The organism is Pigmentiphaga sp. CHJ604 (assembly GCF_036972535.1).
Taxonomy (GTDB): domain Bacteria; phylum Pseudomonadota; class Gammaproteobacteria; order Burkholderiales; family Burkholderiaceae_B; genus Pigmentiphaga; species Pigmentiphaga daeguensis.
Genome location: NZ_CP136998.1, coordinates 2,501,723 through 2,523,756, shown reverse-complemented (window position 1 = coordinate 2,523,756; position 22,034 = coordinate 2,501,723). Strand labels below are relative to the sequence as shown.

Here is a 22,034-nt window from a genome sequence, read left to right as displayed (position 1 = left end):
CCGTTCCCTATTGATGGTCCTCGTGCTTCGGCTGGCCTCGGTCGTGCGTCAGCTTGCGCAGCAGCGCCAGGATGAACAGCGCGAACAACGTGCTGACGATGGCGGTCACCTCGCGCCCCATGCCCGCCGCGATGCCGATGGCGGCTGTCAGCCAGATGCTGGCCGCCGTGGTCAGACCGTGGATCTCGCGGCCGTTGGATTTGAGGATGGCGCCGGCGCCGAGGAAGCCTATGCCGGCGATGACGCCTTGCAGGACGCGGCTCATGTCTGCCACTTCCATACCGCCTTGCAGGGGAACAAGGACGAACAGCGCGGCGCCCACGGCGACCAGCATGTGGGTGCGCAGGCCGGCGGAGGTGCCGCGTAGTTCACGCTCCAGGCCTAGGAGGCCGCCCAGGGTCATGGCGACTAGGAGGCGGACGAAAACGCGGGTGAGTTCGGCTACGTCGGGAATGTCGGAGAATTCGCTGGAGGCGGCGGTCCAGATTTGGGTCCAGAGGGGGGCGTCCATAGCTGGCCTTTTTTATTTGGATAATCGTCAGCCTACGGGTAGGCGGGTGGGATACGCAGTCACAGAGCATTCACGCTCGTAACAAGGTGTAGAGTCAGCAAGTCAAATAGGTCAACACTAAGCTTGGTTTTCAGAGGCCGAGGATCACAGTTATAGATATTTTCTCTGCCGGGGTGAACGGCAGCTTTCGGCCAGAAGCGGACATTTCCTCGCAATGCCTATTCCAGCGAGCTTTCAAAGTTCCATGACTCCTGGTGCACCGATGCCTCGTTGCTCCTGCACCTTCTCCATCATGGCCTTCCTGTGTCCAGCGCCAAGGAGAAACACCCCACGAGAGAGCGTGACACGGAAGCAATAACTGTTGATATTCTCCAGCACTCCCGTCTCGCGGCGGTCATTTGTCTCGTTCCATCAAGCGGAGATCTGTCGCAATCTGGCATCGCCGATCCACTCGACGGTTGCACGCATCTCGTCGGCGCCACCTGCCGCCGAAAAGTGGCGACATAAGTCGCTGATCCTGAGGGGATAGATGAAAAAATGCCAAGCCAGCGAGCCGGCAACTGCCCTGTGACCAGCATCTGGCGCATATCCGCCGCGACCCCGCCTCGCCCCTACACCACCGATCGATGCCGCTCGATGCAGGTCCTCAAAATCGTATCGGTATCAAGCTCCCACCACCGATACGAAAATATCTCCACCTCGCTGAACCCCGAGAACCCCTGCGCCTCGACCCACCCTCGCACCTTGGGAATCTCGATCACGCCATCCCCCATCATGCCCCGATCATTCAACAGATCGGTGGTAGGCGTAAGCCAATCGCAAACGTGAAAAGCCAATAACCTTTTCTGCCCTGCCCGCTCGATCTGCGCCTGCAACTTCGGATCCCACCAGACGTGATAAAGATCCACCGCCACGCCAATATCCCCACTACGCGCAGGATCCAGCAGATCGCACACATCCAGCGCCTGCTCCAGCGTATTGATGCACGCCCGATCCGCCGCATACATCGGATGCAGCGGCTCGATGGCGATAGGCATCTTGCGTTCACGCGCATACTCCAACAATTGCGCGATCCCTTCGGTGACCTGCGCCCGAGCGCGAGCGATGTCGTGATACTCGGCCTTGCCCTGCAAGCCGCCCGGCAGCCCGCCCACCACCAGCACCAAACATGCGGCGTTCAGTTCGCAGGCCTCGTCCACGGCCCGGCGGTTGTCGTCGCGCGCCCGCCTCAAGCCTGCATCATCCGACGCCGTGAACATGCCGCCCCGACAATAGCCGGATAAAGCCAGTCCGTGGCTGCGCACGACGCGCGACACCTGTTCCAGCCCTGCCGCCGCGACCTGGTCGCGCCACGGGGAAATGGCGCGCACGCCGTGGCGTGCGCAGGCGTCCAGGATGTCCAGCAGCGGCACTTCCTGGCCGCGCGATTTGCGCACGGTGGCCGTGTTGATGGACATCCAATCATGACCCTGGGAAAAATCTCGCATGAGGCTTAGTCTCCATCCACGCCGTGCATCGCCAGCAATGTTTTCATCCGCCCCACCGCCAGCTCAGGCTGCTCCAGCAACCCCGCCCCATCCGCCAGCCGGAACAGCTCGGCGAAGTGCTGCAACGACCGCGCGCTCTGCTGCCCGCCCACCATCGCGAAGTGGTCCTGGTGGCCGTTGAGCCAGGCCATGAACACGACGCCCGTCTTGTAGAAGCGCGTGGGTGCGCTGAAGATGTGGCGCGACAGCGGCACGGTGGGTACCAGGATCCGGTTGAAGGCGTCCACGTTGCCGGCCGCCAGTTCCGCCAGCGCCGCGCTGGCGGCCGGGGCGATGGCGTCGAAGATGCCCAGCAGCGCGTCGCTGTGGCGGTGGTTGGGCAGTTCGCCCTGGCCGTCGCCGGCGATGAGTTCGGCGTAGTTGAAGTCGTCGCCGGTGTACATGCGCACGCCGGCCGGCAGGCGGCGGCGCATGGCGATTTCCTTGTCCTTGTCCAGCAGCGAGATCTTGATGCCGTCGACCTTGTCGGGATGCGCGGCGATCACGCCCAGCGCCGTCCGCATGGCGGCATCCACGTCGCCGCTGCCCCAGTAGCCCTTCAGCGCGGGGTCGAACATGTCGCCCAGCCAGTGCAGGATGACGGGTTCGCGGGCCTGGCCCAGGATGCGGTCGTAGACGCGTTCGTAGTCGGCGGGGCCGCGGGCCACGCGGGCCAGCGCGCGGCTGGCCATGACGATCAGTCGGCCGCCCAGGCCTTCGATGGCGGCCATCTGTTCTTCGTAGGCGCGGATCACGTCGTCGATGTTTCGCGCATCCTCGGGCGCCAGGTGGTCGGTGCCGCAGCCGGAGGCCACGCGCGCGCCCGGCACGTCGCGGGCGGCGTCCAGCGAGCGGCGGATCAACTCAAGGGAAGTCGGCCAGTCCAGGCCCATGCCGCGCTGCGCGGTGTCCATGGCCTCGGCCACGCCCAGCCCCAGCGCCCACAGGCGCTGGCGGTAGGCGATGGTGGCGTCCCAGTCCACGGCGCATTGCAGCCACGGGTCGATGGCCGCCAGGGGGTCGGCCACCACGTGCGCCGCCGAATAGGCGATCCGATCGAACTGCGCGCCGGCGGGCGGCGCCTGGAACGGCGCGCGGTCGCGCAGCGCGTATCGCCGCAGGCCGCCGGCCGACGGCAGGTTGATGGACAGGCTCATCGCCGGGCTCCGACGTCCAGGCGAGGCACGTCCACCCAGCGCCGTTCCTTCCAGCTTTGCAGCGCGGCCTCGACCAGTTGCACACCCTTGGCGCCCTCGGGCAGCGTCCAACGGTACGGTGCATCCTCGACCACATGGCGGATGAAGTGCTCCCACTGGATCTTGAAGCCGTTGTCGTAGACCTGGGTGTCGGGCACTTCCTGCCATTGTTCGAAGAACGGCATGGTCTGTTTCACGTCCGGGTTCCAGACCGGCTTGGGCGTGTTGACGCGCGACTGCGTGCGGCAGTCGGTCAGCCCCGCCACGGCCGAGCCGTGCGTGCCGTCGACGTGGAAGGTGACCAGGTCGTCGCGCCGCACGCGGGTCGTCCACGAACTGTTCACCTGGGCCACGACGCCGTCGGCCAGTTCGAAGGTGGCGTAGCAGGCGTCGTCGGCGGTGGCCTGGTAGGGCTTGCCGGCTTCGTCCCAGCGCGTGGGGATGTGCGTCTTGCCCAGGCAGGACACGGCCTGCACTTCGCCGAACAGGTTGTCCAGCACGTAGCGCCAGTGGCAGACCATGTCGAGGATGATGCCGCCGCCGTCCTCGGTGCGGTAGTTCCAGGAGGGCCGCTGGATGGGCTGCAGGTCGCCCTCGAACACCCAGTAGCCGAACTCGATGCGCACCGACAGGATCTTGCCGAAGAAGCCGGCCTTGTTGAGCATGTCGAGCTTGCGCAGGCCCGGCAGGAAGAGCTTGTCCTGCACCGCGCCGTGCTTGAGGCCGGAGCCTTCGGCCAAGCGGCAGATCTCCACCGCCTCGTTCAGGTTGGTGGCGATTGGTTTTTCGCAATACACGTGTTTGCCGGCGCGGATAGCCTTGGCCAGCAGCGTGGGGCGCATCTGCGTCGTGCCGGCGTCGAAGAACACGGAATCGTCCGGATTGGCCAGGGCCTTGTCCAGGTCCGTGCCCCAGCGCGGAATGTCGTGGGCTTTGGCCAGGGCTTCCATCTTCTCGGCATTGCGGCCGACCAGGATGGGATCGGGCATGACCTTGTCGCCGTTGGACAGCGTGACGCCGCCCTGCTTGCGTATGGCCACGATGGACCGGATCAGGTGCTGGTTCATGCCCATGCGGCCGGTCACCCCGTGCATGATCAGGCCGAGTCGTTGTGTTGCCATGCGTGTCTCCGTCGTCGACTGTGTGCGGGTCTGCACTTAATTCACCATTTGGTGAATAGTGACGATGTCGCGATCGGATGTCAACGGCGGCCGCGGCTCGGGAACAGCGGGAGAAACCCTAATGCGCAAAAAAAACCGCGCCGGAATACGGCGCGGTCGGCAGGGGTCGGCGCGCTGCGGCGGCTTAGAAGTCCATGCCGCCTCCGGCGGGCGCCGGGGCTTTCTCTTCCTTGGGCAGCTCGGCCACGGTGGCGTCCGTGGTCAGGATCAGGCCGGCGATGGACGCCGCGTTCTGCAGCGCCGTACGGGTCACCTTCGTCGGATCGACCACGCCGATGGCGACCAGGTCGCCATATTCGCCCGTCGCGGCGTTGTAGCCGAAGTTGCCCTTGCCTTCCAGCACCTTGGACACGATCACCGAGGGCTCTTCGCCGGCGTTGGCCACGATGGCGCGCAGCGGCGCCTCGAGCGCGCGCAGCACGATGCGGATGCCGGCGTGCTGGTCGGCGTTGGCGCCCTCGAGCTTCTCGACGGCGGCCCGGGCACGCAGCAGCGCGATGCCGCCGCCCGGCACGATGCCCTCTTCCACCGCGGCGCGGGTGGCATGCAGGGCGTCGTCGACGCGGTCCTTCTTCTCCTTCATCTCGACTTCGGTCGCGGCGCCGACCTTGATGACCGCCACGCCGCCGGCCAGCTTGGCCACGCGCTCTTGCAGTTTCTCGCGGTCATAGTCGCTGGTGGCCTGTTCGATCTGCGCCTGGATGGACTTGACGCGGGCGTCGATGCGCGACTGCTCGCCGGCCCCGCCGATGATGATGGTGTTTTCCTTCTGGACCTCGACCCGCTTGGCGCTGCCCAGATCCTCCAGCGTGGCCTTGTCGAGCTGCCGGCCCGTCTCTTCCGAGATGACGGTGGCGCCGGTCAGGATGGCGATATCCTCCAGCATCGCCTTGCGGCGGTCGCCGAAGCCGGGCGCCTTGACCGCGGCGACCTTCAGGACGCCACGCATGGCATTGACCACCAGCGTCGCCAGCGCATCGCCATCGATGTCCTCGGCCACGATCAGCAGGGGCTTGCCGGCCTTCGCGGTGGCCTCGAGCACGGGCAGCAGATCCCGGATGCTGGAGATCTTCTTGTCGTGCAGCAGGATCAGCGGATCCTCCAGGTGGGCGACCTGCTTCTCGGGATCGTTGATGAAGTACGGGCTCAGGTAGCCGCGGTCGAACTGCATGCCCTCGACGATGTCCAGTTCGTTTTCCAGCGACTTGCCGTCTTCCACGGTGATGACGCCTTCCTTGCCCACCTTGTCCATCGCCTGGGCGATGATCGTGCCCACGGCCTCGTCGGAGTTGGCCGACAGCGCCGCCACCTGGGCGATCTCCTTGTTGGTCGAGATGGGCTTGGAGAGCTTGCGCAGTTCCTCGACGACGGTGGCCACGGCCTTGTCGATCCCGCGCTTCAGGTCCATCGGGTTCATGCCCGAGGCCACGTATTTCATGCCCTCCTGCACGATGGACTGGGCCAGCACGGTGGCGGTGGTGGTGCCGTCGCCGGCGACGTCGGCGGTCTTGGAGGCGACCTGCTTGACGATCTGGGCCCCCATGTTCTCGAACTTGTCCTTGAGTTCGATTTCCTTGGCCACCGACACGCCGTCCTTGGTGACCACCGGCGCCCCGAAGCTGCGTTCGAGCAGCACGTTGCGTCCCTTGGGCCCCAGCGTGACCTTGACGGCATTGGCCAGTATGTTCACGCCCTGCACGATGCGGGCACGGGCGCCATCATGGAATTGGACGTCTTTCGCACTCATGTCTTTCTCCTCGTGGTGACGGATCGTCAGGCGGCCTTCTTCAGTTCGTCCCGGGCGCCTTCCAGCACGCCCAGCACGTCCTCCTCGCGCATGACGAGAATCTCCTCGCCGTCGATCTTCACGGTCTGCCCGGCGTACTTGCCGAACAGCACCTGGTCGCCGACCTTGAGCGTCAGCGGACGCACGCTGCCGTCATCGAGGGACTTGCCTGGCCCCACCGCGACGACCTCGCCCTGCTCGGGCTTCTCCGCCGCCGTGTCCGGGATCACGATGCCCGAGGCCGTCTTGCGTTGTTGTTCGATCCGCTTGACGATAACCCGGTCGTGAAGGGGACGAATCTTCATGATCAATCTCCTAAGCGATTGCAAATCATCAGAAAGGGGATGTCGGCACCGTCCGTGCAAGGTCGCCGGTGCCGGCAGCGGCTCGCTGCGGATCGAAAAATAGGAGCGGCTGCGTGCGCTTCAAGAGGGGGATGCGCACGGTGTTTGTATCAAATTGCTACATCAAATGATTAACCGATCCACCCGGCCCAGCCGATAGACGGCGCGCCCCGCGCGGCCCGCCTCCAGCGGATACGGCAGCACCGGGCAAGGCGGCTCGCGGCCCCCCGTCCCGTCCAGCGTGCTGTCCTCGTCCTCTACCCATTGCCACAGCCCGCTCTTGCGAGGGCGGAACAGCCACCGCACATAGCCGCGATGGGCGGCCGCCCGCATCAGCTCGTCGCGGTCGGGAGCCCCCATGACGACGCCGGGATCGGCGCTGTCGGCGTCGGGATAGTCGCCGAACGCCCGGTGGCCCGCCAAGGCCTCGCTGGCGGGAGCCCCCAGCCGCCACCAGGGGCGCTTCACCACGCGCTCGAGATCCCAGGCTCCCAGTTGCCATGCGGCGTCCAGCAGCGCCTGCTCGGCCGACTCGATGCCCTCCCCCGGCGCATCGATCTGCAGGGCCGAACCGGCCACCGATCGCGGCGGCAGCGGCAAATCGTCCAGCCGCAGCGGCGTCTCGCGCGCGAAGCCATGCCAGTGGATGATGAGGAGAATGGGCGCGTCCCGTCTGGGCACGGTCGCGGCGGTAACCGCATAAATGGGAAGTTTCATGGCGGCCGCCTGGGCCGCAATCGTTTCAAAGACGTTCATCAGGCCTCCGATTCGATACGCGGGCCGGCATGCGGCCACGGCCCGCCATGCGGAAAAATTTATCGCGGCATGGCGCCCGCTTCAAGCCGCCCGAAATGAAAAAAGGCGGCCTGCAACGCAGGCCGCCAACACAGGCAACAACAACGACAACGAAAAAAGAATCAGCCGGCCACGGGGGCTTCCTTGCCCTCGACCTGGACGCGGAAACCCGAACGCACGTTGGGCCAGTAGTCCCAGATGGCCTTGTGGTGCGTGCAGCGGTTATCCCAGAATGCGATCGAATGCGGTTCCCAGCGGAAGCGGCAGGTCCACTCGGGCTTGTTGCAATGGTCGATCAGGAACTGCAGGATGCGGTCGCCTTCCAGGCGGGGCAGTTCGTTGATGTGCGACGTGAAATCGGTGTTGACGAAAATCAGCTTCTTGCCGCTTTCGGGATGGCGCACGATGACCGGGTGCGAGGAAATCGGCGTGCCGGGACCGAAGACCCGCGTGCCGTCATGGGTGGCGGTCAGGCCTTCCAGGTAGGTCTTCATCCGGGGCGACAGCGCGTCGTAGGCGGCGTACATGCTGGCGAACATGGTGTCGCCGCCGCCGTGCGGAGGCACCGTGTGGTTGTACAGCATGCTGCCCAGCGGCGGGATGGGCGCACAGGACTGGTCGCTGTGGAAGTTCTCGCCCGAGATCTGCTTGGAGGTCTCGTCGTAGTGGAACTTGCGCACCAGGGGATTATCGGTGGTCTTGCTGATGGTGTTGACGCCGACGTGCTTGCCCAGCGTGCCGAAATATTCGGCCGTGCGGATCTGGTCTTCGAAACTGATTTTCTGGTCACGAAAGAAAATGACCTGGTATTCGATGAAAGCCGCGTGCAGTTCCTTGACCTCCTGGTCGGACAGCGGGCGGGTCAGATCGATATTCCCGATTTCCGCGCCTATATGCGGGGATATGGGTTTGACCGTGATGGCTTCATATTTCATGATGTTTTCCTGATTCCGCAATGACAAACTACCGGACACGCCCGGCGGCCACCGGCGACCCGGTCGGCATGGGTGAAATCATCCCTCTTGGGCTGCGATCCTGCTAGCCTTCAGTTCGACTAGTTGTTATGCAGTTTTCGCATTACTCACGCAACCGGTTCGCTGCCCACCAGGGTTTCCGCCGCCGTCTGCCGCAGCAGGTCCACGGTCTTGGCCGTCAGCAGCGTGGGCGGCCGCCGGCTGTGCGTGACCAGCCCGATCACGCCGCCCACCACGGGCTCGACCAGCGGGCAGATGCGCAGGTCGGTGCCCGGCATGCCCGCGCGCACCAGGTTGTAGGGCACCACGGCCGCGCCGAAGCCCTTGTCGACCAGCGCCACGATGGCCTCGACCCCGTCGATCTCGAAGGCGATATCCAGCGCGATGCCCTGCCGCGCGGCCTCGGCCTCGACCAGCATCCGCAGCGGATGCGGCTCGGACGGGAAGATCAGCCGGTGCTCGGCCAGGTGGGAAAAGGCCAGGGGCCGGCTCTCCTGTGCCGCCTCGGTCTTGCGCAGGATCAGGCATAGCGGCTCGCGCACCAGGGGCTCGATCTCGGTCAGGGTCGAGACGGCCGGGTCGTACATCAACGCGGCATCCAGCTTGTCGGAGATCAGGCGTTCGTACAGCGTCATGCTCAGCGCCTCGACGATGGTCAGCCGCGCCAGCGGGAAGCGCTCGCTGAAGGCGCGCACCAGCGGCACGGTCAGCACCCTGCCCAGGGACGGCGGCATGCCGATGACCACCCTGCCGGTGATTTCGGTTTCCGACCGCGACAGCACCTGGGTGGCCGCATCCAGCTGTTGCAACACGCTGCGGGCGAACAACAGGAACTGCTCGCCCGAATCGGTCAGCACGATGCCGCGCCCATGGCGATGGAACAGGGTCTTGCGCAGGTCCACCTCGAGCTGGCGGATCTGCCTGCTCAGGAAAGGCTGTCCAAGGCCGAGCGCCGCGGCAGCGCGGCTGAAACTGCCATGCTCGGCCACACGGACGAAGTATTCGAGCTGCTTGAAATCCATGGTTTTCGATCTAACAGAAATGCAGTATTCGCATAGCTTGTTGCTATCTTCCAGCTAAGGCCGTAATTTGACAAGAAGGTCTTGACACGGTTCGATGCGCGCTTATAGTGTGTCACCTATTAACCATTGGACCATACACGAAACACGACATCCGGTTTGACGGCCAGGTGTCGAAACTGTTTTTCGTGGGAATCCGGTGGCCCGCGCAAACCATCCCCGGATTGCGCGGATTATTAACGGAAGAGACATCAATAATATTCCCGTCCATGGGGCCGGAATAATCACCCTTTATCCGCCTGGAACCGGCCGGATATTTTCTTCCTTCGTTTTTTTCGTCCAGAGAGCATTCACCATGGCATTGAGAAAATACGTGCTGCGAACCTGTGTTGCCGCGGCCTTCGCGTCCCTCGGACTGTCGGGAGCCGCCAGCGCGCAGGGTTACCCGACCCGCCCCGTCACCATGGTGGTGCCCTTCGCCGCGGGGGGCTCCTCCGACATCCTGGCCCGCGCCTTCGGCGCCTCGCTGGCCGCGCGCCTGGGGCAACCGGTCATCATCGAGAACAAGCCCGGCGCGGGCGGCATCATCGCCTCGGACTACGTGGCGCGGGCGCAGCCGGACGGCTACACGCTGCTGTTCGGCACCATCGGTACCCATGCCATCAACCCGGTGCTCAAGAAGACCCTGCCCTTCGACGTCGCCAAGAGCTTCACCGCCATCGGCCGCCTGCAGGACGGCCCCCTGGTCCTGGTGGTCAACCCCTCGCTGCAGGTCAAGAACCTGCAGGGCCTGATCGACTACGCCCGCGCCAACCCCGACAAGCTGTCGTATGCCTCGGCGGGCATCGGCGCCATCTCGCACCTGGCCGGCGAGCTGTTCAAGTCGGAAGCCAAGGTGGAGATCGTCCACGTTCCGTACAAGGGCGGCGGCGCCGCCATGCCGGACCTGCTGGGCGGACAGGTCCAGCTCATGCTGGAAACCATTCCCAACACCTTGGCCTCGGTGCGCGCCGGCAAGCTGCGGGCGCTGGCCATCAGCAGCGACAAGCGTTCGGCCGCGCTGCCCGACGTGCCCACCTTCAAGGAAAGCGGCCTGAAGGGGCTGGACGTCACGACCTGGACCGGCCTGTTCGGCCCCGCGAACCTGCCCGCCGACATCGCGTCGCGCCTGAACGCCGAGATCGCCAAGGTCGCCGCCGATCGCGACTACATCGCGCGCATCGAGCAGACCGGCAGCGAAGTCGCCAAGCCCATGTCCAGGGAACAGTTCGCCGCCTTCGTCGGCAGCGAGGTCGCGCGCTGGCGCAACGTGGCGCAGGCCGCGGGCGTGCAGCCGGAATAAGCCTGGGCCCTTCCCCCTAGCCCGGAGAGTCGCCGCGCGGCCCTCCGGCCGCGGGCGCCGCCTTTCCGGCCGATGCGGATTGCACGGGCGGCGCCTGGGGAGACAGGGATTTCATGCAGGCGACATAGTCGGCGTCGACCTCGGCCAGCGAGGTGCTGCCCTCGTAGATTTCCGAGACCAGCCCGATGAACCAGGTACGGGTCTCGGCATCGTCCAGGCGAGAGTTCGAAAGCACGGCGTCGATCGTGCGCTGGGCGGTCCATCCCATGTCCCTGAGCCGGACGATGACCTCTTTCACGTCACGACTGGTCACGCACTCCTCCTGCCCCGAAGTCGTGACACCTGCCCGGTCGTGACCGGTCATGGCGCACCCCATCGTCACAGCGGTCGCGAGTCCCGCGAGCACCGTTCTCATGGATTCCGCAATCCTCGTAATTTGTCGTTGTCTGCCCAGCAGGCAAGCATATAGAAGCGCGGCCGCGAACTCCACAGCGCCGCGCCGCTCGTTGCGCCGCGCGCGACACGGCCCGCCGACGCAACCAAGCTGTTAAACCCGGAAAAAACCGCAACGGCGCTGTAACCCCTCGCGACCGGCCATGCGGCTAAGCTGGACCCAAATCGGAACGGACTCCGCCATGCGCATTCCTCCCACGACGCGCGAGACCCGCCCCACTGCGGAAGCCCACCTCAGGGCAGTGGTGCACCCACTGCGTCCGGACATCCCGGCCGGCGCCATCACCATCGAAACAGACGAACGCGGGCTCTGGAGCGCCCAGATCTTCGGCGTCGAGCAGTCGCTGCAAAGCCCCGGGGAATCCCTGTACCAGGAGGTGATGGACCGCCTGTCGCACTGGCATCCCATCTACGAACACGACGAGATCGCGGCGCTGCTGACCACGCTCAAGATCATCGCGCCCAAGGCGGGGCTGGCCATCCCTCCCGGCTCCCTGAAGCTGATCGAACTGCCCGCCGGCGTCCTGGTGCTGACGCTGAACGACGTTCCCGTCGTGGCGTCGGAAGACCCGCTGCACCTGCTGTCCCAAGCCGTCGTCAGCCTGCGCGCCGCCCAGGACTCCGCGCGCTGAGCGCGGCCCCGGGCATCCCCCAGCATCCGGGAAAAGCGGCGGCTGGTATCATGATGCTCCCCGCCCCTCCAGGGCGGGCCAGCAACAGGTGAAGCATGTTCCCAGCACGACTCACAGACGGCTACCGCTCTTTCCTGGGCGGCCGCTTCAACGACGAACGCACCCGCTACAAGACGCTCGCCGAAAAGGGCCAGAAGCCCGAAATCATGGTCATAGGCTGCTGCGATTCCCGCGTGGCCCCGGAAGTCATCTTCGACGCCGGCCCCGGCGAGATCTTCGTGGTCCGCAACGTCGCCAACCTCGTCCCTCCCTACGAAGGCATCACCCAGCACTACCACGGCACCAGCGCGGCGCTGGAGTTCGCCGTGCAGTCGCTGCGCGTCAAGCACATCGTCGTGCTCGGCCACGCGCTGTGCGGCGGCGTCTCGGCCTTCGCCAACAGCGCCGACCCGCTGTCGCCCGGGGATTTCATCGGCAAGTGGATGCAGCAGATCGCCCCGGTGGTCGAACGCACCGTCCCGCCCGGCGAAAACCCCGGCATGTACATCCGGCAGCTGGAACTGGCCACGGTCGAACACAGCCTGAACAACCTGATGACCTTCCCCTGCGTGCGCATCCTGGTGGAACGAGGCCAGTTGCAACTGCACGGGGCCTATTTCGGCGTCGCCACCGGCGTGCTGATGGTGCGCGACCCGGCCACCGGCGAGTTCCATCCCGTCTCCGAAAGCCCGCTGCCGCTGGACTAGGGCAACAATTTTTACGCAACGTCATCCGGCGCCGGCGGTCCAAGCGGTTTGCACCGCGCACGGCCGCTGCGCATGGAGCCTGGACCATGATGTTACGTATCGCCGCCACGGCGCTGTTGTCCCTGTCCCTACCCTTGCTCGCCCACGCCGCCGGGACCGCCCGGCTGGCCGGGCTGGACGACCGGGGGCAGCCTTTCTCCGCCTCGGTCGAATACGCCGGCAACAATCTGCGGGCGGCCTCGCCCCAGAGCCCCAACAACTACCTGCTGGCCCGCGGCGACAAGATCTACGCCGTCAGCCGCGTCAACGGGCAGCAGGTGGTCATGGAAGCGGCCGACCTGATGCGCATGGCGGGCGGCCTGATGCCCAGCCCGACGGCCGCCCTTGAACAGGTCAGCGCCATCGTCTCCCTGCAACCGACCACGCGCAGCGAAACCGTGGCCGGACTGGGCGGCACCGTCTACGTGCTGACCTACGAGGACGGCCGCCGGCAGCGGCGCACCGAAGAACTGGTCCTGGCCTCGGCGCCGGCGGCCAGCGAACTGACCGCCGCGGCGCTGAAACTGGGCCGCAGCCTGGCCTCGCTGTCGGGCACGCTGCTTCCGCCCGGCGCCGACGACCTGGCGCGGCGCCTGCAGGCCGATCGGCTGGGCCTGCTGCGCTTCGGCGACCGCTTCCGGGTCGAGACCCTGGACGACCGCGCGCCCCCGCCTTCGCGCTTCGAAATGCCCGGCGGCTCGTTCCAGATACCCGACCTGCGGGGCCTCTTGCCCGGCCTGGGCGGCCGCTGAGCGGCGGGCACGCAAACCGCGCGGACCCGGCTAGAATGCCGGGATCCGCACGCCTGCCCGAGCCCATGCTCCCTCCCGTCCTGTCCGCCCCGCGCCACGGGCAAACGGAGTCCCCATGACACGCGCCACGAGATTCGGCGTGATCACCATCGTCGTCGGGATCGCCGTCCTTGGCCTGAAATACCTCGCCTACCGGCTCACCGGCAGCATCGCGCTGTATTCCGACGCGCTGGAAAGCATCATCAACGTGGCCACGGCCGTCATCACCGTGGTCGCGCTGTCGGTCAGCGCCATGCCCGCCGACGCCAACCACCCCTACGGCCACAACAAGGCCGAGTACCTGTCCGCGGTCCTGGAAAGCACGCTGATCGTGTTCGCCGCGCTGACCATCCTGCGCGAGGCCTACCAGGGCTTCATGAATCCCCGCCCGCTCGACGCGCCGGTGCTGGGCATGGCGATCAACCTGGGCGCCACCCTGATCAACGGCGCCTGGGGCACCCTGCTGATGCGCTACGGGCGCCGCTGGCACTCGCCGGCGCTGGTCGCCGACGGCCGCCACCTGTGGACCGACGTGGTCTCGTCGATAGGCGTCGTGATCGGCGTGGCGCTGGTGGCGCTGACCGGCTGGACCCGCCTGGATTCCATCATCGCCGGCCTGGTGGCGCTGCACATCCTGTGGTCGGGGTGGCAGCTGATGCGCGACTCGGTGGGCGGCCTGATGGACGAAGCCCTGCCGCGCGAGATCGTCGACGGCGTGCGGCAGATCATCCGCGACCACGGCACCGGGGCGCTGCAGGCCCACACCCTGCGCTCGCGCCGCTCGGGCCCCCGCGTCTTCATCGAATTCAATCTCGTCGTGCCCGGCGCGATGTCGGTGGGCGCCGCCCACGCGATCTGCGACCGGCTGGAAACCGCCATCCATGGCTACATCGAAGGCAGCTCCATCGTCATCCACATCGAGCCCGAACAACAGGCGGTCGCCTCGCCCGAGGTCCGCATCAGCTGAGCGCCACGCATCATGTTCACGTCCCCGCCCGACTCCCTCACCCATCCGGCCATCATCGACGCCACCCGCGCGTGGCTGGAGAAGGCCGTCATCGGCCTGAATCTCTGTCCCTTCGCCAAGGCCGTCCATACCAAGGGCCAGATCCAGTACGTGGTCAGCGATGCGCGCGACCCCGACGCGCTGCTCGAGGAACTGGGCGCCTGCCTGCGCACGCTGGCGCAGAGCGACCCGGAACAGGTCGACACCCTGCTGCTGATCCACCCCTGGACACTGGCCGATTTCTACGACTACAACGAGTTCCTGGACGAGGCCGACGCCGCCGTGGAAGCGCTGGGCCTGGAAGGCGAGATCCAGGTCGCCAGTTTCCATCCCGACTACCAGTTCGCGGGCACCGGCGCCGACGACATCGAGAACTACAGCAACCGCTCGCCCTACCCCACCCTGCACCTGCTGCGCGAGGCCAGCGTGGACAAGGCGGTGGAGGCGTTCCCGGAAGCCGAGAGCATCTACGAACGCAACATCGAGACGCTGCGCGAACTGGGCCACGAAGGCTGGAAGAAGCTGGGGCTGTAGGACGCCCGCGCGGGCTTCAGTCCTCGTTCACCCGCCCGCGCATGCGCTTGATCTCGCCATGCCGGACCTTGCGCTGCAGGCGGCGCTGCTGCGACCCCTTGGTCGGCCGCGTGGGCTTGCGCGGCTTGGGCGGTTCCGCCACCGAGGCCAGCAGGGCCGCCAGGCGCTCGAGCGCGTCGGCGCGGTTCTTTTCCTGGCTGCGATAGGCCTGCGCCTTGATCACCACCACGCCGGCGCTGGAGATGCGCCGGTCCGCCTTCTGTATCAGCGCCTCCTTCCACGCCCCGGGCAGCGACGAGGCGCCGAGATCGAAGCGCAGGTGAACCGCGCTCGACACCTTGTTGACGTTCTGTCCGCCCGCCCCCTGCGCGCGGATCATCGTGAAGACGATCTCGTCTTCATCGATGGCGACCCCGGGAGCCAGATGCAGGAGCGGCATGCGGGCCTCAGTGCGCGGCCGTATCCACGCGCATGCCCAGCCGCCGCAGCAACTCGCGGTCGGCCTCGGCCTGCGGGTTCTCGGTGACCAGCAGCTTGTCGCCGTAGAACATGGAATTGGCGCCGGCCAGGAAGCACAGGGCCTGCAAGGCGTCGTCCATCTGCTCGCGCCCCGCCGACAGCCGGACCACGGCCTCGGGCATGGTGATGCGCGCCACCGCGATGGTGCGCACGAATTCGAACGGATCCACCGAGGCGTTGTCCGCCAGCGGCGTACCCTGCACGCGCACCAGGTTGTTGATGGGCACCGACTCCGGATAGGGATCCATGTTGGCCAGCTGGACGATCAGGCCCGCCCGCTCGCGGCGCGATTCGCCCAGGCCCACGATGCCGCCGCAGCAGACCTTGATCCCGGCGTCGCGCACGCGCCCCAGCGTATCCAGCCGGTCCTGGTAGGTACGCGTCGTGATGACGCGGCCGTAGAACTCGGGCGAGGTATCCAGGTTGTGGTTGTAGTAGTCGAGCCCGGCCTCGCGCAGCTGTTCGGCCTGGCCGTCGCGCAGCATGCCGAGCGTCACGCAGGTTTCCAGGCCCAGGTCCTTGACCGCCTTGACCATGTCGGCCACCGCGTCCACCTGGTGCGGCTTGGGGCTGCGCCAGGCCGCGCCCATGCAGAACCGCGTCGCGCCGTTGTCCTTGGCGGCCCGGGCCGCCGCCAGCACCTCGGCCAGCGGCATCAGCTTCTCGGTCTCGACGCCCGTGTCGTAGCGCGAGGACTGCGGACAGTACGAGCAATCCTCGGGGCACCCGCCGGTCTTGATCGACAGCAGGGTCGACAACTGGATGGCGTTGGGATCGAAGAAGCGCCGGTGCGCCTGCTGCGCCTGATAGAGCAGATCGGCGAACGGCAGCTCGAACAGCGCCAGCACGGCATCGACGTTCCAGGATGCGCAATTGCGGCGAGATGTAACAGCGGCGGCCGCGGGCGCGACGGCGGGATCAGCTTGCATGGGAACTCCTTCACGGGGAATGGCGCGGCCCGCGGGCCGCGCCAGCGCACATGGTAAGCAAGCCGGACGGCGGCATCAAATATTCAAAATCCGTTTTTTGCCTTAAAAATCGGCGAACTTGCCGCGTACACCCTGATTTTGAACGAAGTCGCGGCCAACATGACGCCTACGGCTGTTGCAACTTCGCAGGATTTTTCAGGTAGGGTTCGCGGGCGCCGCCGCGCAGTGGCCGCTCTCGCCCGCCGCTGCGCCGGTCGCCGCCGTTGACCGCCGGACTTGCATTTCTGCTCCAAGATTGTTTGAATGCCGGCTCTGTGCATAGGCAGAGGGCCATCCGGCCCGTCTGCCGATATTTTTTCAAGGAGTACGCATGCGCACCAAGAAGGAACTGATCGACGCTCTCGCCGAGCGCACCCAACAACCCAAGAATGTCTCCGAAGCCTTCATCGATGCGCTGGGCGATGCCCTGCGCGACACGCTGGCCAAGGGCGACGAGGTCGTGCTGCCTGGCGTCGGGAAGTTCTCGGTGAAAGAAAAAGCCGCCAAGACGGGCCGCAACCCCCGTACCGGCGAAGCGATCCAGATCGCTGCCCGCAAGGCCCCCGCTTTCAGCGCCGCCAAGGTCCTGAAAGACGCCGTCGACGCCAAGTAAGCGTCGCCGCCACGCGCGCCCCCGCCTACCGCGGCGGTGCGCGCCGAATCAGTCTGCCTTACACTGCAAGAATCCTTCGCTCCCGGAGTCATTCTTGTCTACCGACCAACCCGCCGAGCCCTTCAGCGGTCCCAGCACCACCTACCTGGTCTCGCAGGTACACCATCCCCTCCGCAACTTCAGCGACGCCCTGCTCAAGCCCTATGGCGTAACGGGCATCCAGTTCACCGTGCTGTCCGTGGTCGCGCACCGTGAAAAGCTGTCCTCCGCGGATCTGTCCAGGCGCTTCTACGTCACTCCCCAGTCGATGGGCCAATTGCTCTCGACCCTGGAAGAGCGCGGCCTGCTCGAGCGCAAGGAAGACGCCAGCAATCGGCGCATCCTGCGCATCACGCTTACCCCGGCCGGACGCGAAGTGGTCGAGGCCGGCACGCGCGAGCTGAACCGCTTCGAGCAGGAGGCCTTCTCCAGCCTCAGCCCCAAGGAGCTCAAGACCTTTCGCGGATTGTTGCGCACCGTCATCGACGATTTGCGCAGCCGGCATATCGGCGCCACATAGCGTGCATCGCGCTGATCGAAATTCCTTGTGATTCCATAATTATTATGTGATTCAGCTCGCTCATCGCTTCACTTTATAGTCCCCCAACACGGACAATGAGGGGACATCGATGAACAAGCGGATCCTGCGCGCAATGCCGATGCGGCGTGCGTGCCTCGCCACCTTGGCAACACTGGCCCTGGCCGGCACCGCATCGGCCGTGGCAGCCGAATTTCCCGCCGGGCCTGTCACCATCGTCGTGCCTTTCCCGCCCGGAGGTCCCACCGATACCACCGCACGACTGGTGGGCAAGACGCTGTCGAAACAACTCGGCCAACCCGTGGTGATCGAGAATCGCGCCGGCGCGGGCGGCACGGTCGGCTCCGCCTCGGTCGCGCGCGCCAAGCCCGATGGCCACACCCTGCTGTGGGCCAGCACCAGCAGCCTGGGCGTGGCGCCAGGGCTGTACCGCAACCTGGCCTACTCGCCGATGGAATCCTTCGCGCACATCGGCCTGGTGGCGCGCAGCCCCATCCTGCTCGTGGTGCGCCATGCCTTTCCCGCCAATACCTTGCAGGAACTGGTCGCCTATGCCGCCAAGAACAAGGTGTCCTACGGTTCCGCCGGCAACGGTTCCATCAACCACCTGACCGGCGAATGGTTCAAGGAGGTGTCCGGCGCGAACATCCTGCACGTTCCCTACAAAGGCGGAGCGCCGGCGCTGGCGGACATGATCGGCGGCCAGATCGACATGACGCTGGAGACCATCACCGTCGTGCGGCCCTACCTGGAAAGCGGCCGGGCCAAGGTACTTGCCACCGGCGGCGCCACACGCTCGGCCGACATGCCGCAGGTGCCCACCGTGCGCGAAGTCTTCGGCGGCGATTTCGAATCGTATTCCTGGACCGGCCTGGTGGCGCCTGCCGGCACGCCGGCCGCCGTCGTTCAAAAGCTCAATGCCGCGCTGCGCGCGGCCCAGGACGATCCCGAGCTGATGAGCCAGATGAAGGCCGGCGGTCAGGACGTCATCAAAACCACGCCGGACGAATTCCGCAGCTTCCTGGCGAGCGACACCAAGCGCTGGGCCGAATTGATCAAACGCACCAACACCACACTGGACTGACTCATGCGCATCATCATCGCCGGCGGCGGCCTGGGCGGACTGACCGCCGGCCTCGCCCTGCTCCAACAAGGTTTCCAGGTCCGCATCCTGGAACAAGCCCCGCAATTGAAGGAAGTCGGCGCGGGCATACAACTCGGGCCCAACGCCGTGCACGTGCTGTACGCGCTGGGCCTGGAAGGCGACTTGAGAGAACAGGCCTGCGAGCCGGAAGGCAAGATCGTGCGGCTGTGGAACACCGGCCAGACCTGGAACCTGTTCAACCTGGGCGACGTATCGCGGGAACTCTACGGCTATCCGTACCTGACCGTGCATCGCGCCGACCTGCACCAGGCCATCGCCGCCGGCGTGCGGCGCGCCGATCCCGACGCCCTGGTGCTGGGCGCCAAGTTCGAGCGCTTCGAGCAGAACGGCGACGGCGTGACCGCCTACACGGCCGACGGCCGAAGCTTCCAGGGCGACGTGCTGGTCGGCGCGGACGGCGTGCATTCGCTGGTACGCGGCCAGTTGTTCGGCGCCGACCGGCCCGATTTCTCCGGCCTGGTCGCCTGGCGCGGCGTGATCGAGGCCGACAAGCTGCCCGAGCGCCTGAGCCGCCCGGTGGGCGTGAATTGGGTCGGCCCCGGCGCCCACGTCATCCACTATCCGCTGCACGGCTACAAGCTGGTGAACTTCGTCGCGGCCGTGGAACGCAGCGATTGGCAGGTCGAGTCCTGGACCGAGCGCGGCACCACCGAAGAATGCCTGAACGATTTGCGCGGTTGGAACGAGGACGTGCATACCCTGGTGCGCGCCATCGACGTTCCCTACAAATGGGCGCTGATGGTTCGGGACCCCATGCCCCGCTGGAGCGAAGGCCGGGCCACCCTGCTGGGCGACGCCTGCCATCCCATGCTGCCTTTCCTCGCGCAAGGCGCGGGCATGGCCCTGGAAGACGGCTACATCCTGGCGCGCGCATTGCGCCAGTACGCGGACCCGGCGCAGGCGCTGCAACGCTACGAGCAGGCACGCAAGGATCGCACCGCCAATGTCATCCTGGGCGCCAATGCCAACGCCAAGCGATTCCACAACCGGGAACTGGCCCACGCCGAGGGCGCGGCCGCCTACGTGAACCGCGAATGGCAGGAAGACCGGGTGAAGGAACGCTACGAGTGGCTCTTCACCTACGACGTCGAAACCGTGCCCATCTGATCGGCCGCGCCTTCCCCTACGTGCGGGTCGCCATCACGGCCTTGAAGACCTCGGTGAATTCAGTCAAGGTATCGGGCCGGGGCGCCCCCGCCCGCATCACGTAGCAGAAATCGAAAGTCACCGCCGGACTGATCACCCGGTGCTCCACGGCGTAGCGTGCGCACGCGCTTTGCGAAAACTCCGGAATGATGGCGATGCCGAAGCCCTGCTCTGCCAGCCCCAGCGCCGTATCCAGGTGCTGTACGGCGATGCGGCGGCCGATGTTGATCTGGTGCTTGAACAGGGCCTCTTCCGCCAATTGATGAATGGGGCTGTCTTCCGTCAGCGCCACATAGGGCTGATCGCGCAGGATCTCCCAGGTCGTGTCCTTGCGCCCCTTCGCCGACGGAACCGGCGCATAGCTTCCCGGCGCATAAACCGCCAGCAGCCCCGATGGCGCCAGCGCCTTGCGCACCAGCCCCGACACCTTGGAAAAAAACGCGCCGAACGCCGCATCGGCCTCGCCCGTCTCGACCAGTTGCTGGATTTCGAGGGGGCTGCCGGCGATGATCTCGACCTCGACCTGCGGGTGGTCCGCCAGGAACCGACGCATGGTCTCCGGCACGACATTGGCCGCCATCAAGGGCGTGAATGCCAGCCGCAAGGCGGCGCCTTCCTGGCGCCCCATGTCGCGCAGGCGGGTCGCCGCCGCGCTGAGTTCACGCTCGACCAATTCCGCCGCGGGCAGAAAGACACGGCCGGCCTCGGTCAACACCACCGCGCGGGTGGTACGTTCGAACAACCGGGTATTGAGCTGGGATTCGAGTTCGCGAATGGTCGCGCTCAGCCCCGCCTGGCTAAGATGCAGACGCTGGGCGGTGCGGGTGAAATTACCCGATGCCGCCACCCCCAGAAAAGCCCGCAATTGGCGCAAAGAAATATTCATGCGCCAATTATTTCAGTTTTCCCCCCTCTTTGCGCATCACCGCCCCAGACCCAGGATGCGGTGGATCCGGCTCCGCCGGTCCACCCGCATCGCCCCCTTAAGGGGGCGCCCGAAGGGCGTAGGGGGTGGGCTTCCCTTCCGGTCCACCCGCATCGCCCCCCGGGACCCGGCGCCGGGCCGCCCCAAGGCGGGTCCCGGCCCCCTTGGGGGGCTGCCGCGTAGCGGCTGGGGGCCCACCATTCTGAGCGCGCGTCAGCGCGTAGGGGGGGTCTTAATCCAGCTTCAGCCCCGTCCGGCGCACGATATCGCCCCACTTCGAGATATCGGTAGCGATGATCTTGCGGAACTCTTCGGGCGAGGTCGGCGCGGGATCGGCGCCGGCCGCACGCACGCGTTCGATCACGCCGGGGTCGCTCAGCGCCGCCCGGATCGCCGCGTTCAGGCGCTTGACGACGGGTTCGGGCGTGCCGGCGGGCACGGCGATCCCGAACCAGCCCATGGCCTCGTAGCCCTTCATGCCCGACTCGTCCAGCGTCGGCACGTCGGGCAGAGAGCTCGACCGTTCGCGCGTCGTCACGGCGAAGGCCTTCATGCGCCCTTCCTTGATATATGCCATGGCGCTGGGCGTATCGCTCATCGCCAGCGGAATCTGCCCGGCCAGCGCATCGGTGGTGGCCGGGCCCGTGCCCTTGTAGGGCACCAGGACGGTCTTCACGTCTCCAATCTGATTGAAAAGCTCGCTGGCCAGGTGCATGACCGTGCCCAGGCCGCCATGGCCGATCGACAGCTTGCCCGGCTCTGCCTTGGCCGCGGCAAGCAGGGCCTTGACGTCCTTGTACGGCGAGTTCGCCGGTCCCACCAAGACAAAGGGCGAGCTCGCAACCATGCTGACCGGGATGAGATCCTTGACGGGATCGAAAGGCATCGTCCGATACAGCACGCTGTTGATGCCCAGCGCGCCTGCCCCGCTGAATACCATCGTGTAGCCATCGGGCGCCGATCGAACCACCGATTCGACGCCGATGTTGCCGCCCGCCCCGCCCTTGTTCTCGACCACCACCTGCTGGCCCAGCTGCTTGGACATGACGGGTGCCATGACGCGGGCGATGAGGTCCGTGCTGCCGCCCGGCGGGAACGATACCACCAGCCTCAGCGGACGATTGGGAAAATCCCCTTGCGCCTGCGCCGCCGGCAAGGCCAGCACGGTCGCGGTCGCCAGGGCCGTCATGATCATCTTCTTCATTGCAGTCTCCTTTCTCATAGCCATATGGGTCCTGCCGCTCGG

Annotated in this window: 24 protein-coding genes; 10 read left to right on the top strand and 14 right to left on the bottom strand. The window is 66.2% G+C overall.

The genetic code is table 11. The features are described 5' to 3' along the window. Nucleotides 1–7 precede the first annotated feature (7 nt). From R4823_RS12155 to R4823_RS12115, 9 genes are all read right to left on the bottom strand, one after another. Nucleotides 8–511, bottom strand: a complete 504-nt coding sequence (locus R4823_RS12155; RefSeq protein WP_087841284.1) for an MgtC/SapB family protein — start codon at nt 509–511, stop codon at nt 8–10. 611 nt (nt 512–1,122) lie between these two features. Next, complete coding sequence (locus tag R4823_RS12150) at nt 1,123–1,998, bottom strand: sugar phosphate isomerase/epimerase family protein (RefSeq protein WP_338618784.1); 876 nt, start codon at nt 1,996–1,998, stop codon at nt 1,123–1,125. Nucleotides 1,999–2,003: 5 nt separating this feature from the next. After that, the gene (locus R4823_RS12145) at nt 2,004–3,194 is read right to left on the bottom strand and encodes a dihydrodipicolinate synthase family protein (RefSeq protein ID WP_338618783.1); all 1,191 of its coding nucleotides are present in this window, start codon (nt 3,192–3,194) and stop codon (nt 2,004–2,006) included. Continuing rightward, the gene (locus tag R4823_RS12140) at nt 3,191–4,354 is read right to left on the bottom strand and encodes a Gfo/Idh/MocA family oxidoreductase (protein WP_087841281.1); all 1,164 of its coding nucleotides are present in this window, start codon (nt 4,352–4,354) and stop codon (nt 3,191–3,193) included. The genes R4823_RS12145 and R4823_RS12140 overlap by 4 nt, the downstream gene beginning before the upstream one ends. Nucleotides 4,355–4,538: 184 nt before the next feature. Then, complete coding sequence (gene groL, locus R4823_RS12135; protein ID WP_338618780.1) at nt 4,539–6,161, bottom strand: chaperonin GroEL; 1,623 nt, start codon at nt 6,159–6,161, stop codon at nt 4,539–4,541. Between the two features lie 26 nt (nt 6,162–6,187). Next, complete coding sequence (locus R4823_RS12130) at nt 6,188–6,505, bottom strand: co-chaperone GroES (protein ID WP_087841279.1); 318 nt, start codon at nt 6,503–6,505, stop codon at nt 6,188–6,190. Between the two features lie 162 nt (nt 6,506–6,667). Next, nucleotides 6,668–7,300, bottom strand: a complete 633-nt coding sequence (locus tag R4823_RS12125; RefSeq protein ID WP_338618778.1) for a diguanylate cyclase — start codon at nt 7,298–7,300, stop codon at nt 6,668–6,670. A gap of 161 nt (nt 7,301–7,461) precedes the next feature. After that, the gene (locus tag R4823_RS12120; protein WP_087841277.1) at nt 7,462–8,274 is read right to left on the bottom strand and encodes a TauD/TfdA family dioxygenase; all 813 of its coding nucleotides are present in this window, start codon (nt 8,272–8,274) and stop codon (nt 7,462–7,464) included. A gap of 146 nt (nt 8,275–8,420) precedes the next feature. After that, nucleotides 8,421–9,335, bottom strand: a complete 915-nt coding sequence (locus R4823_RS12115) for a LysR family transcriptional regulator (RefSeq protein WP_338618777.1) — start codon at nt 9,333–9,335, stop codon at nt 8,421–8,423. Between the two features lie 352 nt (nt 9,336–9,687). On the opposite strand from R4823_RS12115, the gene R4823_RS12110 reads away from it, so the two are divergent. After that, the gene (locus tag R4823_RS12110) at nt 9,688–10,674 is read left to right on the top strand and encodes a tripartite tricarboxylate transporter substrate binding protein (protein ID WP_279819926.1); all 987 of its coding nucleotides are present in this window, start codon (nt 9,688–9,690) and stop codon (nt 10,672–10,674) included. Between the two features lie 16 nt (nt 10,675–10,690). Here R4823_RS12110 and R4823_RS12105 read toward each other — a convergent pair whose 3' ends face one another. After that, nucleotides 10,691–10,987, bottom strand: coding sequence for a hypothetical protein (locus R4823_RS12105; RefSeq protein ID WP_338618775.1), 297 nt, complete (start codon nt 10,985–10,987; stop codon nt 10,691–10,693). A gap of 322 nt (nt 10,988–11,309) precedes the next feature. Between R4823_RS12105 and R4823_RS12100 the strand changes: the two genes are divergently transcribed. The 5 genes from R4823_RS12100 (at nt 11,310) to R4823_RS12080 (ending at nt 14,875) form a co-directional block, all read left to right on the top strand. Continuing rightward, nucleotides 11,310–11,759 (top strand): hypothetical protein, encoded by a 450-nt coding sequence (locus R4823_RS12100; RefSeq protein WP_132980294.1) that lies wholly within the window; start codon nt 11,310–11,312, stop codon nt 11,757–11,759. A 95-nt stretch (nt 11,760–11,854) separates the two neighbouring features. Continuing rightward, entirely contained in the window at nt 11,855–12,505 is a 651-nt protein-coding gene (locus tag R4823_RS12095) for a carbonic anhydrase (protein ID WP_087841272.1), read from the top strand. 86 nt (nt 12,506–12,591) lie between these two features. Further along, nucleotides 12,592–13,296, top strand: a complete 705-nt coding sequence (locus tag R4823_RS12090) for a hypothetical protein (protein ID WP_338618773.1) — start codon at nt 12,592–12,594, stop codon at nt 13,294–13,296. Nucleotides 13,297–13,411: 115 nt separating this feature from the next. Next, a complete protein-coding gene (locus tag R4823_RS12085; RefSeq protein ID WP_338618772.1) occupies nt 13,412–14,302 on the top strand; it encodes a cation diffusion facilitator family transporter in 891 nt (296 codons plus the stop codon). 12 nt (nt 14,303–14,314) lie between these two features. Continuing rightward, entirely contained in the window at nt 14,315–14,875 is a 561-nt protein-coding gene (locus R4823_RS12080) for a DUF1415 domain-containing protein (RefSeq protein WP_087841269.1), read from the top strand. Nucleotides 14,876–14,891: 16 nt separating this feature from the next. Here R4823_RS12080 and arfB read toward each other — a convergent pair whose 3' ends face one another. Together arfB and bioB are read right to left on the bottom strand one after the other, a co-directional pair. Next, complete coding sequence (gene arfB, locus R4823_RS12075; protein ID WP_279818377.1) at nt 14,892–15,314, bottom strand: alternative ribosome rescue aminoacyl-tRNA hydrolase ArfB; 423 nt, start codon at nt 15,312–15,314, stop codon at nt 14,892–14,894. A 7-nt stretch (nt 15,315–15,321) separates the two neighbouring features. Continuing rightward, nucleotides 15,322–16,323 (bottom strand): biotin synthase BioB, encoded by a 1,002-nt coding sequence (gene bioB / locus R4823_RS12070; protein ID WP_087841267.1) that lies wholly within the window; start codon nt 16,321–16,323, stop codon nt 15,322–15,324. 370 nt (nt 16,324–16,693) lie between these two features. On the opposite strand from bioB, the gene R4823_RS12065 reads away from it, so the two are divergent. From R4823_RS12065 to R4823_RS12050, 4 genes are all read left to right on the top strand, one after another. Then, a complete protein-coding gene (locus R4823_RS12065) occupies nt 16,694–16,975 on the top strand; it encodes an HU family DNA-binding protein (RefSeq protein WP_087841266.1) in 282 nt (93 codons plus the stop codon). Nucleotides 16,976–17,069: 94 nt separating this feature from the next. After that, a complete protein-coding gene (locus R4823_RS12060) occupies nt 17,070–17,534 on the top strand; it encodes a MarR family transcriptional regulator (protein ID WP_279818380.1) in 465 nt (154 codons plus the stop codon). A gap of 109 nt (nt 17,535–17,643) precedes the next feature. Next, the gene (locus R4823_RS12055; RefSeq protein WP_279818382.1) at nt 17,644–18,636 is read left to right on the top strand and encodes a tripartite tricarboxylate transporter substrate binding protein; all 993 of its coding nucleotides are present in this window, start codon (nt 17,644–17,646) and stop codon (nt 18,634–18,636) included. Nucleotides 18,637–18,639: 3 nt separating this feature from the next. Then, nucleotides 18,640–19,824 carry an FAD-dependent monooxygenase gene (locus tag R4823_RS12050; RefSeq protein WP_087841263.1) on the top strand — a complete coding sequence of 395 codons (1,185 nt, stop codon included), beginning with the start codon at nt 18,640–18,642 and terminating at the stop codon, nt 19,822–19,824. Between the two features lie 16 nt (nt 19,825–19,840). On the opposite strand, the gene R4823_RS12045 is transcribed toward R4823_RS12050, so the two are convergent. Together R4823_RS12045 and R4823_RS12040 are read right to left on the bottom strand one after the other, a co-directional pair. Next, nucleotides 19,841–20,749, bottom strand: a complete 909-nt coding sequence (locus R4823_RS12045) for a LysR family transcriptional regulator (RefSeq protein ID WP_087841262.1) — start codon at nt 20,747–20,749, stop codon at nt 19,841–19,843. A gap of 271 nt (nt 20,750–21,020) precedes the next feature. Further along, nucleotides 21,021–21,992, bottom strand: a complete 972-nt coding sequence (locus tag R4823_RS12040) for a tripartite tricarboxylate transporter substrate binding protein (protein ID WP_279818386.1) — start codon at nt 21,990–21,992, stop codon at nt 21,021–21,023. Nucleotides 21,993–22,034 lie beyond the last annotated feature (42 nt).

Bases quoted from the DNA above. Each gene is read 5' to 3' on its own strand.
- R4823_RS12155 (WP_087841284.1), bottom strand. From the start codon at position 511: ATGGACGCCCCCCTCTGGACCCAAATCTGGACCGCCGCCTCCAGCGAA.
- R4823_RS12150 (WP_338618784.1), bottom strand. From the start codon at position 1,998: ATGCGAGATTTTTCCCAGGGTCATGATTGGATGTCCATCAACACGGCC.
- R4823_RS12145 (WP_338618783.1), bottom strand. From the start codon at position 3,194: ATGAGCCTGTCCATCAACCTGCCGTCGGCCGGCGGCCTGCGGCGATAC.
- R4823_RS12140 (WP_087841281.1), bottom strand. From the start codon at position 4,354: ATGGCAACACAACGACTCGGCCTGATCATGCACGGGGTGACCGGCCGC.
- groL (WP_338618780.1), bottom strand. From the start codon at position 6,161: ATGAGTGCGAAAGACGTCCAATTCCATGATGGCGCCCGTGCCCGCATC.
- R4823_RS12130 (WP_087841279.1), bottom strand. From the start codon at position 6,505: ATGAAGATTCGTCCCCTTCACGACCGGGTTATCGTCAAGCGGATCGAA.
- R4823_RS12125 (WP_338618778.1), bottom strand. From the start codon at position 7,300: ATGAACGTCTTTGAAACGATTGCGGCCCAGGCGGCCGCCATGAAACTT.
- R4823_RS12120 (WP_087841277.1), bottom strand. From the start codon at position 8,274: ATGAAATATGAAGCCATCACGGTCAAACCCATATCCCCGCATATAGGC.
- R4823_RS12115 (WP_338618777.1), bottom strand. From the start codon at position 9,335: ATGGATTTCAAGCAGCTCGAATACTTCGTCCGTGTGGCCGAGCATGGC.
- R4823_RS12110 (WP_279819926.1), top strand. From the start codon at position 9,688: ATGGCATTGAGAAAATACGTGCTGCGAACCTGTGTTGCCGCGGCCTTC.
- R4823_RS12100 (WP_132980294.1), top strand. From the start codon at position 11,310: ATGCGCATTCCTCCCACGACGCGCGAGACCCGCCCCACTGCGGAAGCC.
- R4823_RS12095 (WP_087841272.1), top strand. From the start codon at position 11,855: ATGTTCCCAGCACGACTCACAGACGGCTACCGCTCTTTCCTGGGCGGC.
- R4823_RS12090 (WP_338618773.1), top strand. From the start codon at position 12,592: ATGATGTTACGTATCGCCGCCACGGCGCTGTTGTCCCTGTCCCTACCC.
- R4823_RS12085 (WP_338618772.1), top strand. From the start codon at position 13,412: ATGACACGCGCCACGAGATTCGGCGTGATCACCATCGTCGTCGGGATC.
- R4823_RS12080 (WP_087841269.1), top strand. From the start codon at position 14,315: ATGTTCACGTCCCCGCCCGACTCCCTCACCCATCCGGCCATCATCGAC.
- arfB (WP_279818377.1), bottom strand. From the start codon at position 15,314: ATGCCGCTCCTGCATCTGGCTCCCGGGGTCGCCATCGATGAAGACGAG.
- bioB (WP_087841267.1), bottom strand. From the start codon at position 16,323: ATGCAAGCTGATCCCGCCGTCGCGCCCGCGGCCGCCGCTGTTACATCT.
- R4823_RS12065 (WP_087841266.1), top strand. From the start codon at position 16,694: ATGCGCACCAAGAAGGAACTGATCGACGCTCTCGCCGAGCGCACCCAA.
- R4823_RS12055 (WP_279818382.1), top strand. From the start codon at position 17,644: ATGAACAAGCGGATCCTGCGCGCAATGCCGATGCGGCGTGCGTGCCTC.
- R4823_RS12050 (WP_087841263.1), top strand. From the start codon at position 18,640: ATGCGCATCATCATCGCCGGCGGCGGCCTGGGCGGACTGACCGCCGGC.
- R4823_RS12045 (WP_087841262.1), bottom strand. From the start codon at position 20,749: ATGAATATTTCTTTGCGCCAATTGCGGGCTTTTCTGGGGGTGGCGGCA.
- R4823_RS12040 (WP_279818386.1), bottom strand. From the start codon at position 21,992: ATGAAGAAGATGATCATGACGGCCCTGGCGACCGCGACCGTGCTGGCC.